Origin of the sequence: Lacrimispora sp. 38-1 (genome assembly GCF_049890855.1) — a bacterium.
Taxonomy (GTDB): Bacteria; Bacillota; Clostridia; order Lachnospirales; family Lachnospiraceae; genus Lacrimispora.
In genome coordinates, this window is the sequence record NZ_JBANEW010000061.1 from 20,268 (window position 1) to 35,037 (window position 14,770).

Sequence of the window (14,770 nt, forward strand, 5' to 3'; positions counted from 1 at the left end):
ATTTTTCATTACATTTCCTTTTTATGTCAAAAAAAACTCCTTCCGACCAGGCAGAAGGAGTTTAAAATATTAATTTTCATTAATTGATCTTTTTACATAGCTGGTGTGAAGAAGGTGATGTGCCTTCTCACTTCCAGGAGCCCCAAGGAATGTATCATAAAGTTCCTTGACAGCAGGGTTCTCATGGGATTTACGGATGGATGCAGCTGCATCTGTATCGTAGAGAACTTTTGCACGCAGAGTGCGGATATCTGTGGTGTTGCGCACATATCCTGGCTGCTGTGGCTGACCGCCGCCGTTTACACAACCGCCTGGACAACCCATGATTTCAATGAAGTGGTAATCAGCTTCGCCGGATTTAACTTTGTTTAACAGGTCTCTTGCATTGCCAAGACCGGAAGCAACGGCAACTTTTACATCCATATCGCCTACATGGTAGGTAGCTTCCTTGATGCCTTCTGTACCGCGGACATCAGTGAAGTCCAGCTTCTTAAGTTCTTCGCCTGTTAAGGTTTCCACTGCAGTACGAAGAGCTGCCTCCATAACACCGCCGGTAGCACCGAAGATAACGCCTGCACCGGAATAGATTCCGAGAGGTGCATCAAATTCTTCGTCAGGAAGATTGTTAAAACGGATACCAGCCTGTTTGATCATTCTGGCTAATTCTCTGGTTGTCATGGCATAATCCACATCAGCAACGCCGTTGGCATCCTGATCATCTCTGCCGATCTCAAATTTCTTGGCAGTACATGGCATAATGCTGACAGATACGATATCTTCCGGCTTTAAGCCCATCTTTTCTGCATAGTAGGATTTTGCGATGGCACCAAACATCTGCTGCGGGGATTTACAGGAAGATAAATTCTCTGTCATATCCGGGAAGTAGTGCTCGCAGTATTTAACCCAGCCAGGGGAGCAGGAGGTAATCAGTGGAAGTACGCCTCCGTGCTGTACACGGTGGATGAATTCGTGAGCTTCTTCCATAATGGTTAAATCTGCAGTGAAGTTGGTATCAAATACTTTATCAAAGCCCAGTCTTCTGAGAGCAGCAGCCATCTTGCCTTCCACATTGGTTCCGATCGGATTATCGAATTCTTCACCCAGAGCAGCACGTACAGAAGGTGCAGTCTGAACGATGACATGCTTTGTGGGGTCTGCAATGGCAGCAGTTACTTCGTCAATACTGGATTTTTCGTAAAGGGCGCCTGTCGGGCAGACTGCGATACACTGTCCGCAGGAAACACAGCTGGTTTCTCCAAGGCCCATATCAAAGGCAGAACCGATAAATGTGGCAAATCCACGCTCATTTGGTCCGATTACGCCGATTCCCTGTACTTTCTCACAGACTGCGGTACAGCGGCGGCAGAGGATACATTTGCTGTTGTCTCTGACCATGTGAGCAGCACTCTCGTCCAGAAGGGAGGGAGTCTTGTCACCGTCAAAGTAGTTATCTGCATCCACACCCAGTTCCTTACATAAGGTCTGCAGTTCGCAGTTTCCGCTGCGTACACAGGATAAGCAGGAACGGTCATGGTTGGAAAGAATCAGCTGAAGTGTTTTCTTTCTGTATTCACGAAGGCTTGGAGTGTTGGTCTTTACTTCTAAGCCTGGATTGATTGGGTATACGCAGGAAGCGGCAAGTCTGCCTCCGTTGATCTCAACGGTACAGATCCGGCATGCTGCGATTTCATTGGTATCTTTTAAAAAGCATAAAGTCGGTATCTCAACATGGGCAAGTCTGGCAGCTTCCAGAATGGTGGAGCCTGCCGGAGCGCTTACGTCCATGCCATTGATTTTTATAGTGATATTCTCCATGATACAATCTCCCTCCATTATTTTTTATAGACAGCGCCGAATTTACATTTCTCCATACAAACGCCGCACTTGATACATTTCTCAGGATCAATGACATGTAAATTCTTAACAGATCCGGTAATGGCGTTAGCCGGACAGTTTCTGGCACAAAGCGTACAGCCCTTGCACTTGTCTGCATCGATGTAGTAGGAAAGAAGAGCCTTACATACACCGGCCGGACATTTCTTGTCATAAATATGGGCATTGTATTCGTCACGGAAGTACTTTAAGGTTGAAAGTACCGGGTTTGGAGCTGTCTGTCCAAGTCCGCAGGCAGAGTTGGCCTTAACGTAATAGCACAGTTCTTCCAGACGGTCTAAATCTTCCGGTTTTGCCTGTCCCTTTGTGATTTTGTCAAGTATTTCAAGCATACGCTTGGTACCGATACGGCATGGGGTACATTTACCGCAGGATTCCTCAACTGTAAACTCTAAGAAGAATTTAGCGATATCGACCATACAGTCGGTCTCATCCATTACGATTAAACCGCCGGAGCCCATCATGGAGCCAATAGCCAGAAGGTTGTCGTAATCGATGGGGATATCATAGTGCTCGGTAGGAATACAGCCGCCGGAAGGTCCGCCGGTCTGGGCAGCTTTGAATTTCTTTCCGTTAGGAATGCCGCCGCCGATCTCCTCGATGATTTCACGCAGAGTGGTACCCATAGGAACTTCTACCAGACCGGTGTTATGAATCTTGCCGCCTAAAGCGAATACTTTTGTTCCCTTGGACTTCTCGGTACCCATGGAAGCAAACCATTCCGGACCGTTTAAGATAATCTGTGGGATATTTGCATAAGTTTCAACATTGTTTAAGATGGTTGGTTTGCCGAACAAACCTTTCTGGGCAGGGAACGGAGGTCTTGGTCTTGGTTCACCGCGGTTTCCTTCAATGGATACCATCAGTGCAGTTTCCTCGCCGCATACGAATGCACCAGCGCCCAGACGGAGATCAATGTTAAAGGAAAATCCTGTTCCGAAGATATCATCGCCTAAAAGTTCCATCTCTCTTGCCTGTGCAATGGCAATTTTAAGACGGTCAACAGCGATTGGGTACTCAGCACGAACATAGATATAACCCTGAGATGCGCCGATGGCATAACCTGCGATCGTCATGGCTTCCAGTAATGCATGAGGATCTCCCTCTAATACGGAACGGTCCATGAATGCGCCTGGATCACCTTCGTCTGCATTACAGCATACGTATTTCTGATCCGCATCATTCTGCTTTGCCAGTTTCCACTTCATTCCAGTAGGGAAGCCAGCGCCGCCACGTCCTCTTAATCCGCTGTCTAAAAGAACCTGGATTACTTCATCTGGTGTCATCTCGGTAAGAACCTTACCAAGTGCCTGATATCCGCCGGTACCGATGTATTCTTCGATTTCCTCGGGATTAATAACACCGCAGTTTCTTAAAGCGATTCTGTGCTGTTTTTTGTAGAAATCCGTATCACTTAAGGCTTTGATTCCTGACGGAGTTACGGTCTCGTCATAAAGAAGGCGTTCAACCGGACGTCCTTTTAATAAGTGTTCACTTACAATCTCCGGAATATCTTCTTCTTTTACCATTGCATAAAAAGTGGCATCCGGGTAAATAATCATAATGGGACCCAGAGCACAGAGACCATGACAGCCTGTCTGTACGACCGATACATCTTCAGAAAGACCCTGCTTTCCTAATTCATCTCTTAATTTAACCATAATCTGCTGGCTTCCGGAGGAAGTACATCCGGTGCCGCCGCAAACCAATACATGTGAACGATACATCCTGATTCCTCCTTATTTGATATCAGCAGATGATAATGTGTAGTTTTGAACAACGTGTCCGCCCAGAAGATGCTCTTTATAAACTTCTTCTGCCTTCTCAGCTGTCATCTTTATGTAGGTTACTTTTTCTTTTCCCGGTTCCAAAACTTCTACGATAGGCTCGTACTGGCATAAACCGATACAGCCTGTCTGGGTAACAGTAAAACGGTCTGTCATATGGTTCTCCTGAACCAGATCTGACAATTTATTAAGAACAGGTCTTGCTCCGCTTGCAATTCCGCATGTTGCCATACCTACTAAAATACGGGTACGGGCGTGATCTTCTCCGCGCATGCTGACCTGACTCTGCATCTTCTCACGAATTGCTTTTAATTCTTCAAGAGTCTTCATGTTTATCCTCCAATTCTGACGGGTCTAGATGACCGCGCCTCCATCAGTCTCCAATTTGTTTTCAAATAAATAATCCTTTATGTAAGCGGCTACCTCCGGCGAGTCAAATGGAATCTCACCGAGAATCTCCCGAAAGAGACGTGTATCCAGCTCAAAGGTCGCTTCGTTATAACGATAGATATAGAGAAAATCTGTATCCGGATGGCAGGTGATCAGTGTCTGAATCGTACTGTTTATATCACCTAAGGGCATTCGGTCTATGTGGGAGAGTCCGAAAACAGCTGTTGTCTTCGTACCGGTTCCCTGTTCCGATTCAATGGAGAAGCTCCCTCCCGTGGATTCCGCTGCATATTTGAAAAACGGAATGCCAAGACCCACTTTTCTGGTCCGGCGGGTGGTAAAAAACGGGTCTGTTACATGTTCCAGCTGTTCTTTTGTCATTCCGCAGCCGTTATCTGAAAGTTCGACGGTCAGTTCATCTGTTAAGGTATTCACAGATACAAGAATGGTAACGAGGCTGGCACCTGCCCGTGTGGAGTTCTCTGCCACATCCAAAATATTTAATGAAATCTCTGTCATCATAAGCGTATGGAATTATTCGTATTTGGCTAAAATACCAGGAACATCATCGACTGTCAGTCTTCCATAAACTTCTCCGTTCACCATCATGACAGGAGCCAGACCGCAGGCACCTACACAGCGGCAGGAATCCAAAGAAAACTTTCCATCCGGAGTGCATTCTCCGTTGGTGATACCGAGAATTTCCTCGATTTTATGGAAAATGTCTCCGGAACCTTTTACATAGCATGCGGTTCCAAGACAGACAGAAACCTGATATTTGCCCTTAGGCTGAAGCGCAAACTGGGAATAAAAAGTGGCAACACCATAAATCTTCTCAAGGGGAATACCCGCTTCATCAGAAATTATGGTCTGAACTTCAATTGGAAGATAGCCATAGATCTCCTGAGCCTTCTGCATGATCGGCATAAGAGATCCTTTTGTATCTTTGAGCTGGGAAATCACTTCTTTCAAAGCAGCTTCCTGCTCTTTTGTCCCGTTAAACTGGACGCCTTGTTTTTTACAAGTCATTTGATAACCTCCTTCAATGTTGCTTATGCAATGTAACTGATATTTTATCATGTTATTGAGAAAAAATCTATAGTTTTAATCAAAATTCGACAAAAAAATAACGATGATTTCGTGGTAATTTTATACACTTGAGGGACTATTTATGGTATAATTATCAATAATGACTGGAATTGTGCGAATAGAGTGAATGAATGGAGGAAAAGGACCGTATGACTGTCGAAGATATCAGGAAAATACTGGGTGCAAAAGTGCTGGTTGGAGAGGATCATCTGTCTGAGGAGGTGAGAAGCGCGTGCGGCTCTGATATGATGAGCGATGTGCTTGCTTATTCAAAGGATCATTCCGTTCTGCTCACAGGCCTGTGTAATCCCCAGGTGGTCCGTACTGCTGAAATGCTGGATATCGTATGCATCGTGTTTGTAAGAGGGAAAAAGCCGGACGAAGCCATGCTTTCGATGGCGGCCGAGAGGGGGATTATTCTTCTGTCCACCGGGCACCGCATGTTTTCTGCCTGTGGAATGCTCTATGAGGCAGGACTTCACGGAGGTGCGATTTAATGATGGATGTGATTACGTTTCATTATACCATTTCTCCGGATGATTTTACAAGAGCAGGGGAGGCCAGCAGCGATGTGAAGAGCAAATTAAAAAAAATGGGCGTCACACCGGAAGCAGTGCGAAAGGTTGCCATTGCCATGTATGAAGGAGAAATCAATATGGTAATACACGCAAAGGGCGGAGAGATCACGGTTCGTATTACCACAGAGAGCATTGAGATGATTTTAGAGGATGTAGGTCCCGGAATTCCGGATATTGAACTTGCGATGCAGGCCGGATATTCCACTGCTCCGGATGCGGTGCGTTCGCTGGGATTCGGGGCAGGCATGGGGCTGCCCAATATGAAAAAGTATTCCGATGTGATGGAGATAAATACGGTAATTGGAGAAGGAACTACCATTCGAATGGTGGTAAATCTATAGCCGTTAAAAAATAATGGATTGCAAAAGGGGTGAGCCATTGGATAAATTTTATCATTCTGTAAGACTTGACGAGGATCTCTGTATGGGATGCATTAACTGCATTAAGCGCTGTCCCACCCAGGCGATCAGAGTCAGAAATAAAAAGGCACAGATTAACAGTAAATTCTGCATTGACTGCGGTGAGTGCATCCGTGTATGCCCTCATCATGCCAAACATGCCATTTACGATACCATGGAGGATCTAAAGGAGTTTGAATATACGGTAGCCCTGCCGGCTCCCTCCCTCTACAGCCAGTTCAATAACTTAGATGATGTGAACATTGTACTCAATGCCCTGCTGCTCATGGGATTTGATGATGTTTTTGAAGTGAGCGCAGCAGCGGAGCTGGTGAGTGAGGCTACCAGAGAGTATTTAAGCAAAAATCCGGATAAGCTTCCGGTTATCAGCACAGCCTGTCCTTCCGTGGTGCGGCTCATACGGGTCCGTTTTCCTAATTTAATACCAAACCTTCTGCCGCTTAATCCGCCGGTTGAAGTGGCTGCCATACTTGCAGTCAAAAGGGCGATGGAAAAGACCGGACTTCCAAGGGAAAAGATAGGAATTATATTTATTTCTCCCTGCCCGTCCAAGGTGACTTATGCCAGATCTCCCCTGGGAACAGATCATAGTGAAGTGGATAAGGTCCTGGCCATCAAGGATGTCTATCCACGGCTTCTTTCCTGCATGAAGGCGGTGGGAGAGGAACCTCCCGAGATCGGAACTTCCGGGAAAATCGGGGTCAGCTGGGGAAGAAGCGGAGGAGAAGCAAGCGGTTTGTTTACTGAGGATTATTTAGCTGCGGATGGGATCGAGAATGTCATCCGGGTTCTTGAGGATATGGAAGACCAGAAATTTACCAATTTAAAATTCGTGGAGTTAAATGCCTGCAACGGAGGATGCGTTGGCGGTGTTCTCACTGTAGAGAATCCCTATGTCGCAGAGGTGAAATTAAAGCGCCTGCGCAAATATATGCCTGTGGCCAGGAGCCATATGGAATCAGAGGGAGAGGAACTTGTAAAATGGAACAGCATGGTCCAGTATGAGCCGGTATTTCATTTAGGAGATACCATGATGGAAAGCTTTGCAAGGATGAATCAGGTGGAACGGCTGCTGAAAAAATTTCCGGGGTTAGACTGCGGCTCCTGCGGTGCTCCCACCTGTAAGGCACTGGCAGAGGATATTGTCCGCGGGGAAGCCGCCGAATCGGACTGCATTTATTTCCTCAGGGACAATGTCCACAAGCTGACAAAGGAGGTTGCCAGACTGGCAGCTGATATAGAGGAGGGAGATGGAGACAGCTACAGTAAATTTAGAGCCATGACTTCATATATAGTAAGGATTTCTGATGAAATGAACCAGCTTGACAGGAAAGAGGGGAGAAATCAAAATGACGATAAGGGAACTGATTGATACTGGAGAATTTGAGATCATCCATGTGGGAGAGAGAACGGACAGAAGCATTACAAAACCATTTTGCTGTGATTTATTAAGCATTGCCATGGGCAAAGCGCCAGAGGGATGTGCATGGGTGACTGTTATGGGAAACATGAATACTCTTGCTGTTGCCTCCTTAACGGACGCAGCCTGTGTGATTCTGGCAGAGGGCGTGGCGCCTGATGAGGCAGCAAAGCAAAAGGCGAAGGAACAGAATATTACAGTAATGAAGACCGGGCTTCCCATTTTTGAAGCAGCTCTGCTGATTGAAAAAAGGCTTTCCCATGAAGAGGCTTGAGTATGATCTCCATATTCATTCCTGCTTATCCCCCTGCGGCGATGACGATATGACTCCCGGCAATATCGCAGGAATGGCTGCATTAAAAGGACTTGATGTAATTGCAGTAACAGATCACAATACCTGCAAAAACTGTCCGGCAGTTCTTCATTTTGCAGAGGAGTTTGGGATTCTTGCAATTCCCGGAATGGAGCTGTGTACGTCGGAGGAGGTTCATGCGGTCTGCCTCTTTCCCACTCTTTCAGAGGCTATGGAGTTTGACGCATATGTGGAGAAAAAACTGATCCCTTTTCCCAACAATGTGGAAATCTTCGGAAAGCAGCTGATATATAATAATGAAGATGAAGCCACAGGAATGGTGGAGAATCTTTTGATTAATTCCACGGAGATATCATTTGACGGGCTTTGGGATCTGGTCCGTTCTTTCGGCGGAGTCATGTTTCCGGCTCATTTGGACAAAAACGCCAACAGCCTGCTGTCAAACCTGGGTTTCGTTCCTCCTGACAGCCGTTTTACAGCCGCAGAAATGAGGAATTTGAACCGTCTGCCTGAACTGGTCAGACAAAATCCCTATCTTGAGAAATGCCTGATTTTACAAAATTCTGATGCCCATCAGCTGGGAGATATCAAAGAGCAGGGGGTAACCCTTGAAGCGGAAGAAAAAAGCGTGGAAGGAGTAATTGCTTCCCTTTTAAAAGGGAAGGGGCTCTGAAGTACAGGCAGCAGACTTGTACTTCAGGCCTTTTTTCGCTTTTTGCTTTCCATTTTTCCATATTTCCTGTATAGTATTAGTTAGCTACAGGGAAAGGAATGATGTTTTATGAAGAAATTTCTACAACTGGGTCTGGGTATCACAGCCCTTGCCCTTATTACAGCCTTCGTGCCGGCTTCTCCGTTTCCGTCCATGGCATATGAGACGGCGGCGGCTGCAGAAGAAACCGCGCAGGTACGGGGAAGCTGGATAGATGAAAACCTGGGGCCGGGAGTGGCCAGATGGGTGGATGAAAACGGAAATGTCTCTTCCCAGCCGGGAAAGCAGGAAGAGACCCAGACGGAAAAAGCGACGCAGTCTCAGGCGGAGACGCAAGGTCAGGCTGCAGAAGAGACATCAGGGCAGCAGGAGACATCTGATAGTGGCGGACAGCCGGCTGGAAGAGTGATCGACCCATCAAGACCAATGGTAGCCCTGACATTTGACGACGGTCCTTACGCCCCGGTAGGAAATCAGATCATGGACAGCCTGGCACAGTACGGCGGAAAAGCAACTTTTTTCGTAGTGGGAAACAGGGCGGCCTATTATCCCGATGAGTTAAAGCGCATGGCGGCAGAGGGACAGGAGATCGGAAATCATACATATGAACATAAGTATTTAAACAAATTAAATTCGCAGCAGATTCAAAGCCAGATTAACCGCTGCAATGATGCGGTACAGGCTGTCTGCGGTGTAAGACCTGCACTTGTCAGGCTTCCGGGAGGGAATAAGAACAGCACAGTTCTTCAGAATGTTCACGCACCCATGATTATGTGGAGCATTGACACTCTGGACTGGAAGACGCGGAATACGGCTAAGACTGTAGAGAAAGTGATGAGCCGGGTGAGAGATGGAGATATCGTGCTGATGCATGAGCTTTATCCCCAGAGCGGGGCTGCAGCGGCTGAGATTATCCGGAGATTGTCAGAGCAGGGATATCAGCTGGTTACCGTCAGCGAGCTGGCAAGCTATCGGGGAGGAATGGTTTCCGGCGGGGTTTATTCACAGTTCTACAGGTAAGAAAAAAGAAGAGATTGCGGTCTCTTCTTTTTTCTTACCTATTTCTCATCACAAACCTGAAAAATATAAAACTTCAGATAGTAAGAGTTTTCGTCTCCGCTCCAAAGGATGGGGTGGTCTGCAGACTGGGTGCGGTATTCTACCTGGCGCAGGCGCTTATGGGCGCTTACAGCCGCTTCTCTTATGGTTTTTGTAAACAGTTCAGGGGTCATGAAATGAGAACAGGAGCAGGTTGCCAGATAGCCGCCATCCTTAACAAGCTTTAAGCCCCGAAGATTGATTTCCCGATAACCCTTTACTGCGTTTTTTACAGAGTTTCTGGATTTGGTAAATGCCGGAGGGTCGAGTATAATCACATCGAACTTTTCCCCGGTCTTCTCAAGCTCAGGGAGAAGTTCAAAGACATCGGCGCAGCGGAAGGATACCCGGTCTGAGAGACCATTTAACTCAGCATTCTCCCTTGCCTGGGCAACGCCCAGCTCGGAGGCATCCACACCAAGCACTTCTTTTGCTCCGGCGATACCTGCATTTAATGCAAAAGAACCGGTGTGGGTGAAACAGTCTAAAACCCGTTTTTCTCTGCATAAGCGTTTTATGGCAAGGCGGTTGTATTTCTGGTCCAGAAAGAAGCCTGTCTTCTGTCCATCTTCCACATCCACCAGATATCTCACATCATTTTCCGTAATCTCAACCTTGGTATCAAAGGGTTCACCGATGAATCCCTTGAAGCGTTCCATCCCTTCCTGAAGCCGGACCTTGGCATCACTGCGCTCATAGATACCACGGATTTCGATTCCGTCTTCTGCCAGAATGGATTTCAGCTTTTCCAGAATCACTGGCTTTAAGCGGTCGATTCCAAGTGCCAGGGACTCCACTACCAGGACGTCAGAGAACTTGTCCACGACGATTCCAGGAAGAAAATCGGCCTCTCCGAAGATGATCCGGCAGCTGCTGGTGTCGACGGTAGTTTTTCGGTACTCCCATGCGTTTCGCACCCGCATTTCAATGAAATCCTCATCGATTTTCACATCTTTTTTCCGGGTCATCATGCGGACTGTGATTTTTGAATTGGTATTTATGAATCCCCGCCCCATGCAGTAGCCGTCAAAATCCTGGACAGTGATGATATCTCCGTTTGTATATTCTCCCGTAATGGTATCAATTTCGTTGTCGTAAACCCACATCCCACCGGCTTTTAAAGACCGGCCTTCCCCCTTTTTAATTCTTACGATAGCTGTTTCCATAGTCAGTTACTCCTTTGTTTTATGATTGGTGCTGCCTCAGCCGGGTAAGCAGCTGATATAAGGGTTTAAATAAAATAAGTGTAACAGTAAAGTTCCCCATTCCGTGCAGAATGTCAAATGGTATTCCGGCAGTCCACCAGACAAAGGCGGCAGCCAGGCCTCCGGTCAGAATTGTGGGCAGAGAGGATAACAGACCAAACAGCATGCCAAAGGTTCCTGACAGAAGTGCGGCCGAGAAGGGGGAAGGGCAGTTCTTTTTGTAAAGGAGAAAAATGGCGGCCGGAATCACAGCCCACACATATAAGTAGGAAAACCACCAGATGCCAATGCCCCAGAAAAATCCTTCCAACAGAACAAACACGTACAGGATCATCCATACGTGTCTGCCAAATACCAGCGTGTATAAAATTAAAAATAAAGAAACCAGCTCCACATTGGGCAGCCAGGATAAGCTTACCTGACTGATAAACAAAAGTGCACATAAAAACGCATCAGTCACCAGCTTCTTTGTGGATAGGGGGCGATCAGGAATCATGATCCGCCGCCTGCAGTGTCAGCTGGGGTGTACTGGAAGGTGTATCGTTCCCCGTCCTTAATGGCCTGCTGGCTTACACCGTAGCTGCATGGCTCCCCGTCGCACAGGAGAGCCCAGTAGGCCCCGTCTTTTTCATAATCTGCCTGTCTGCCGTTAACTTTAGTTACCATTAAGCCCAGTTCTTCGGTTGTGGTTCCTTCAATAGTCAGATCCGGTATGGTTTTCAGGGCTTCCAATAAGTACTGCGCCTCTGTCGTTAACTGATAGTGGTCCGTTACCCCGTCTTCATATACTACGTCTACGGTAATGTTCTTGGTTCCCGCCATGGGGACCGGTCTTGTCAGAGTGTAGATGACTAACAGCAGTGCCAGGACCGCTATGGCTGCACAGCCTCCCAAAAAGGGAGAGAGCCTTTTGAATCGATTCATGTTATGCTGACTTCCTTTTTCATTATTCAAATAGCACAGATTAGTATAGCATAGAAGAGAGGACTGCCGCAAGGTGAGAATTTCCATCTTTTCTTAAAAACTCCATTGATGTATAATGGATAAGGATTGTAGAAAAGAAGGTGGATAACGAATGGCTTTGAATGAGCGGATATTAAACGAAATAAAGGAATGTGAGAGGCTGTTGATCGGAATTGGAGAGGAATGGAACGGTCTGAAAGCAGGTGGGCAAGACAGCCTTTATGAAAAACTGGGCGGACTTATAAAGGATAAGGATTATTTTATAGTCACCACACTTACGGATGGAGAACTGATGAAGTCCCGTCTGGATACAAAACGTATGGTGGCCCCCTGCGGCAATGTAACCTGGAGGCAGTGTTCCAAGTCCTGCACAAAGGACATCTGGGAGCCGGGAGAGATTCCCGATGACATCTGCCCCCATTGCAAAGAGCCGCTGACCGGCAATACCATCAAGGCAGAGAATTATATTGAGGAGGGGTATCTTCCCCAGTGGAATGCCTATACCAGATGGTTGGCAGGTACGCTGAATAAAAAGCTTCTGATTCTGGAACTTGGAGTAGGATTTCAGACACCGACGGTAATCCGGTGGCCTTTTGAGAAAACGACTTCTGTAAATAATAAGGCATTTCTGTACCGGATTCATGGAAGTTTTGCACAGCTTTCCGAAGGGCTGCGGGAAAAGGCAGAATCGATTTCTGTAAATTCCGTGGACTTCATACGAAGCATTTAGTCACGTTTTGCGTTGTGCAGGATCAGGGACTGTGTTAAAATATTGGAAAAAGGCGAAAAAGAGGTGGCTGCCATGATTGCGATTATTGACTATGATGCCGGAAACTTAAAAAGTGTGGAAAAAGCCCTTGCTTCGTTAGGGGAGAAGCCGGTGGTAACCAGGGATAAGGAAACCATTCTGTCTGCAGACAAAGTAATTCTACCCGGAGTGGGAGCATTTAAAGATGCCATGGATAAGCTTTGCCAGTATGACCTGCCGGGGGTAATCCGCCAGGTCACAGAAAAAGGGACTCCATTTTTGGGGATCTGTCTGGGACTGCAGCTTTTATTTGAAAGCAGTGAGGAAGGCGAAGGCGTCAAAGGGCTTTCCATTCTTCCTGGTAAAATTGTTAAATTTCCCGACACGCCGGGACTTAAGGTTCCCCATATGGGCTGGAACAGCCTGACGATCAGGCCGGGAGCAAGACTTTTTAAAGGACTGGATTCCGGTGCATATGTTTATTTTGTCCATTCATATTATTTAGAAGCAGACAGGGAATCTGATGTTGCGGCTTCCTGCGAATACGGTGTGGTTTTTGGTGCATCGGTGGAAAGAGATAACATATTTGCCTGCCAGTTCCACCCGGAAAAGAGCGGGGATACCGGTCTTAAGATACTGAAAAACTTTATTGAACTGACTTAAAGGAGGAGCCGCATGCTAACGAAACGAATCATTCCATGTCTGGATGTACATAACGCAAGAGTGGTAAAGGGTGTTAATTTCGTCAATTTACAGGATGCCGGAGATCCGGTGGAGATTGCTGCAGCCTATGATAAAGCAGGAGCTGATGAACTGGTATTCCTTGATATTACGGCTTCCTCCGATAACCGGAATACAGTGGTTGACATGGTACGCCGGGTTGCAGAAAAAGTTTTTATTCCATTTACAGTAGGCGGCGGTATACGGACTGTAGAAGATTTTAAGATGCTTTTGCGGGAAGGCGCGGATAAGATTTCCATTAATTCTTCCGCAATCAATACCCCAGGGCTGATTTCTGATGCAGCGGATAAGTTTGGACGCCAGTGCGTGGTGGTGGCCATCGATGCCAGAAGGCGGGCAGATGGAACCGGCTGGAATGTTTTCAAGAACGGAGGAAGAATTGATACAGGACTTGATGCTGTAGAGTGGGCCATGGAGGTAGACCGCCTGGGCGCAGGAGAGATCCTGCTTACCAGCATGGATTGCGACGGTACGAAGGCGGGTTATGATGATGAATTAAACCGGATTATAGCAGAGTCGGTATCGGTTCCGGTCATTGCATCTGGCGGTGCAGGGACCATGGAGCATTTTCACAGCGCTCTTACAAATGGAAAGGCAGACGCGGTTTTGGCGGCTTCCCTGTTTCATTACAAAGAACTGGAGATTATGGAGTTAAAAAGGTACTTGCAGGAAAAAGGAGTACCGGTACGGATTTAAAACCGGGTTTTTCCGGTGAGATGCAAAGGAGAAAAAATGGGAGCAATTGACAACGACTGGCTGGAACCCCTAAGCGGGGAGTTTAAAAAGCCATATTACAGGGAGCTTTATCAGAAGGTGAAGAAAGAGTATGAGTCAGCACAAGTCTTTCCGGACCCCAATGACGTATTTAATGCGTTTCAGTTCACCCCCCTTTCCAAAGTTAAGGCGGTAATACTGGGGCAGGATCCTTATCACAATGTTGGTCAGGCCCATGGTCTGTGCTTTTCCGTAAAACCCGATGTGGATATTCCCCCGTCTCTGGTGAATATCTACCAGGAACTGAAAGAAGATCTTGGCTGTGAGATTCCAAACAACGGTTATCTGAAAAAATGGGCGGATCAGGGAATCATGCTTTTAAACACAGTACTGACTGTGAGAGCCCATGCAGCCAATTCCCATCAGGGAATCGGCTGGGAGACCTTTACGGATTCGGCGATTAAGATCTTAAATGAGCAGGACCGTCCCATGGTCTTTCTTCTTTGGGGACGGCCCGCACAGAATAAGAAGGCAATGCTCACAAATCCAAAACACTTAATACTGGAAGCGCCTCACCCCAGTCCTCTTTCCGCTTACAGAGGATTCTTTGGATGCAGACATTTCAGCAAAACAAACGCTTATCTGGAAGCCAATGGAATGACTCCAATAGACTGGCAGATAGAAAATATTTAAAACAGAG

The 14,770-nt window shown here is 46.9% G+C and carries 18 protein-coding genes; 10 read left to right on the forward strand and 8 right to left on the reverse strand.

Features of this window, described 5'->3' with window-relative positions:
• Positions 1–69: 69 nt before the first annotated feature.
• From V7D18_RS17405 to V7D18_RS17425, 5 genes are read right to left on the reverse strand one after another with little or no spacing between them, the layout of a single operon-like run.
• Entirely contained in the window at positions 70–1,815 is a 1,746-nt protein-coding gene (locus tag V7D18_RS17405) for an NADH-dependent [FeFe] hydrogenase, group A6 (protein ID WP_426155992.1), read from the reverse strand.
• A 17-nt stretch (positions 1,816–1,832) separates the two neighbouring features.
• On the reverse strand, positions 1,833–3,620 hold the full coding sequence (nuoF, locus tag V7D18_RS17410; RefSeq protein WP_426155994.1) for an NADH-quinone oxidoreductase subunit NuoF: 1,788 nt from the start codon (positions 3,618–3,620) through the stop codon (positions 1,833–1,835).
• 12 nt (positions 3,621–3,632) lie between these two features.
• A complete protein-coding gene (locus tag V7D18_RS17415; protein ID WP_097002401.1) occupies positions 3,633–4,010 on the reverse strand; it encodes a (2Fe-2S) ferredoxin domain-containing protein in 378 nt (125 codons plus the stop codon).
• A gap of 24 nt (positions 4,011–4,034) precedes the next feature.
• Positions 4,035–4,592, reverse strand: a complete 558-nt coding sequence (locus V7D18_RS17420) for an ATP-binding protein (protein WP_426155995.1) — start codon at positions 4,590–4,592, stop codon at positions 4,035–4,037.
• 12 nt (positions 4,593–4,604) lie between these two features.
• Positions 4,605–5,099 carry a complex I 24 kDa subunit family protein gene (locus tag V7D18_RS17425; RefSeq protein WP_117415919.1) on the reverse strand — a complete coding sequence of 165 codons (495 nt, stop codon included), beginning with the start codon at positions 5,097–5,099 and terminating at the stop codon, positions 4,605–4,607.
• A 209-nt stretch (positions 5,100–5,308) separates the two neighbouring features.
• Between V7D18_RS17425 and V7D18_RS17430 the strand changes: the two genes are divergently transcribed.
• The 6 genes from V7D18_RS17430 (at position 5,309) to V7D18_RS17455 (ending at position 9,621) form a co-directional block, all read left to right on the forward strand.
• Positions 5,309–5,656, forward strand: a complete 348-nt coding sequence (locus V7D18_RS17430; protein ID WP_426155997.1) for a DRTGG domain-containing protein — start codon at positions 5,309–5,311, stop codon at positions 5,654–5,656.
• Complete coding sequence (locus tag V7D18_RS17435) at positions 5,656–6,078, forward strand: ATP-binding protein (RefSeq protein ID WP_426155998.1); 423 nt, start codon at positions 5,656–5,658, stop codon at positions 6,076–6,078. Before V7D18_RS17430 ends, V7D18_RS17435 begins: the two co-directional genes overlap by 1 nt.
• Positions 6,079–6,115: 37 nt before the next feature.
• Entirely contained in the window at positions 6,116–7,528 is a 1,413-nt protein-coding gene (locus tag V7D18_RS17440) for a [Fe-Fe] hydrogenase large subunit C-terminal domain-containing protein (RefSeq protein WP_426156000.1), read from the forward strand.
• Positions 7,506–7,850 (forward strand): hypothetical protein, encoded by a 345-nt coding sequence (locus tag V7D18_RS17445; protein WP_426156002.1) that lies wholly within the window; start codon positions 7,506–7,508, stop codon positions 7,848–7,850. Before V7D18_RS17440 ends, V7D18_RS17445 begins: the two co-directional genes overlap by 23 nt.
• Positions 7,837–8,562, forward strand: a complete 726-nt coding sequence (locus V7D18_RS17450) for a PHP domain-containing protein (RefSeq protein ID WP_426156004.1) — start codon at positions 7,837–7,839, stop codon at positions 8,560–8,562. Before V7D18_RS17445 ends, V7D18_RS17450 begins: the two co-directional genes overlap by 14 nt.
• A gap of 108 nt (positions 8,563–8,670) precedes the next feature.
• Positions 8,671–9,621 (forward strand): polysaccharide deacetylase family protein, encoded by a 951-nt coding sequence (locus V7D18_RS17455; protein WP_426156005.1) that lies wholly within the window; start codon positions 8,671–8,673, stop codon positions 9,619–9,621.
• A gap of 38 nt (positions 9,622–9,659) precedes the next feature.
• Here V7D18_RS17455 and V7D18_RS17460 read toward each other — a convergent pair whose 3' ends face one another.
• Genes V7D18_RS17460 through V7D18_RS17470 form a run of 3 tightly spaced genes read right to left on the reverse strand, consistent with a single transcriptional unit; the run spans position 9,660 to position 11,828 of the window.
• The gene (locus tag V7D18_RS17460) at positions 9,660–10,865 is read right to left on the reverse strand and encodes a class I SAM-dependent rRNA methyltransferase (protein ID WP_426156006.1); all 1,206 of its coding nucleotides are present in this window, start codon (positions 10,863–10,865) and stop codon (positions 9,660–9,662) included.
• A gap of 19 nt (positions 10,866–10,884) precedes the next feature.
• The gene (locus V7D18_RS17465; RefSeq protein ID WP_426156007.1) at positions 10,885–11,400 is read right to left on the reverse strand and encodes a hypothetical protein; all 516 of its coding nucleotides are present in this window, start codon (positions 11,398–11,400) and stop codon (positions 10,885–10,887) included.
• Positions 11,397–11,828 (reverse strand): DUF4430 domain-containing protein, encoded by a 432-nt coding sequence (locus V7D18_RS17470; RefSeq protein WP_426156009.1) that lies wholly within the window; start codon positions 11,826–11,828, stop codon positions 11,397–11,399. The genes V7D18_RS17465 and V7D18_RS17470 overlap by 4 nt, the downstream gene beginning before the upstream one ends.
• A 151-nt stretch (positions 11,829–11,979) precedes the next feature.
• Here V7D18_RS17470 and V7D18_RS17475 point away from each other — a divergent pair, with 151 nt between their 5' ends.
• The 4 genes from V7D18_RS17475 to ung all read left to right on the forward strand — a co-directional run bounded on the left by V7D18_RS17475 (position 11,980) and on the right by ung (position 14,763).
• Positions 11,980–12,597 carry a hypothetical protein gene (locus V7D18_RS17475; protein ID WP_426156010.1) on the forward strand — a complete coding sequence of 206 codons (618 nt, stop codon included), beginning with the start codon at positions 11,980–11,982 and terminating at the stop codon, positions 12,595–12,597.
• Between the two features lie 72 nt (positions 12,598–12,669).
• Positions 12,670–13,278, forward strand: a complete 609-nt coding sequence (hisH, locus tag V7D18_RS17480) for an imidazole glycerol phosphate synthase subunit HisH (protein WP_426156012.1) — start codon at positions 12,670–12,672, stop codon at positions 13,276–13,278.
• A 12-nt stretch (positions 13,279–13,290) separates the two neighbouring features.
• A complete protein-coding gene (gene hisF, locus V7D18_RS17485; protein ID WP_426156014.1) occupies positions 13,291–14,052 on the forward strand; it encodes an imidazole glycerol phosphate synthase subunit HisF in 762 nt (253 codons plus the stop codon).
• Between the two features lie 36 nt (positions 14,053–14,088).
• Positions 14,089–14,763, forward strand: coding sequence for a uracil-DNA glycosylase (gene ung, locus V7D18_RS17490; RefSeq protein ID WP_426156016.1), 675 nt, complete (start codon positions 14,089–14,091; stop codon positions 14,761–14,763).
• The last annotated feature ends 7 nt before the right edge of the window (positions 14,764–14,770 follow it).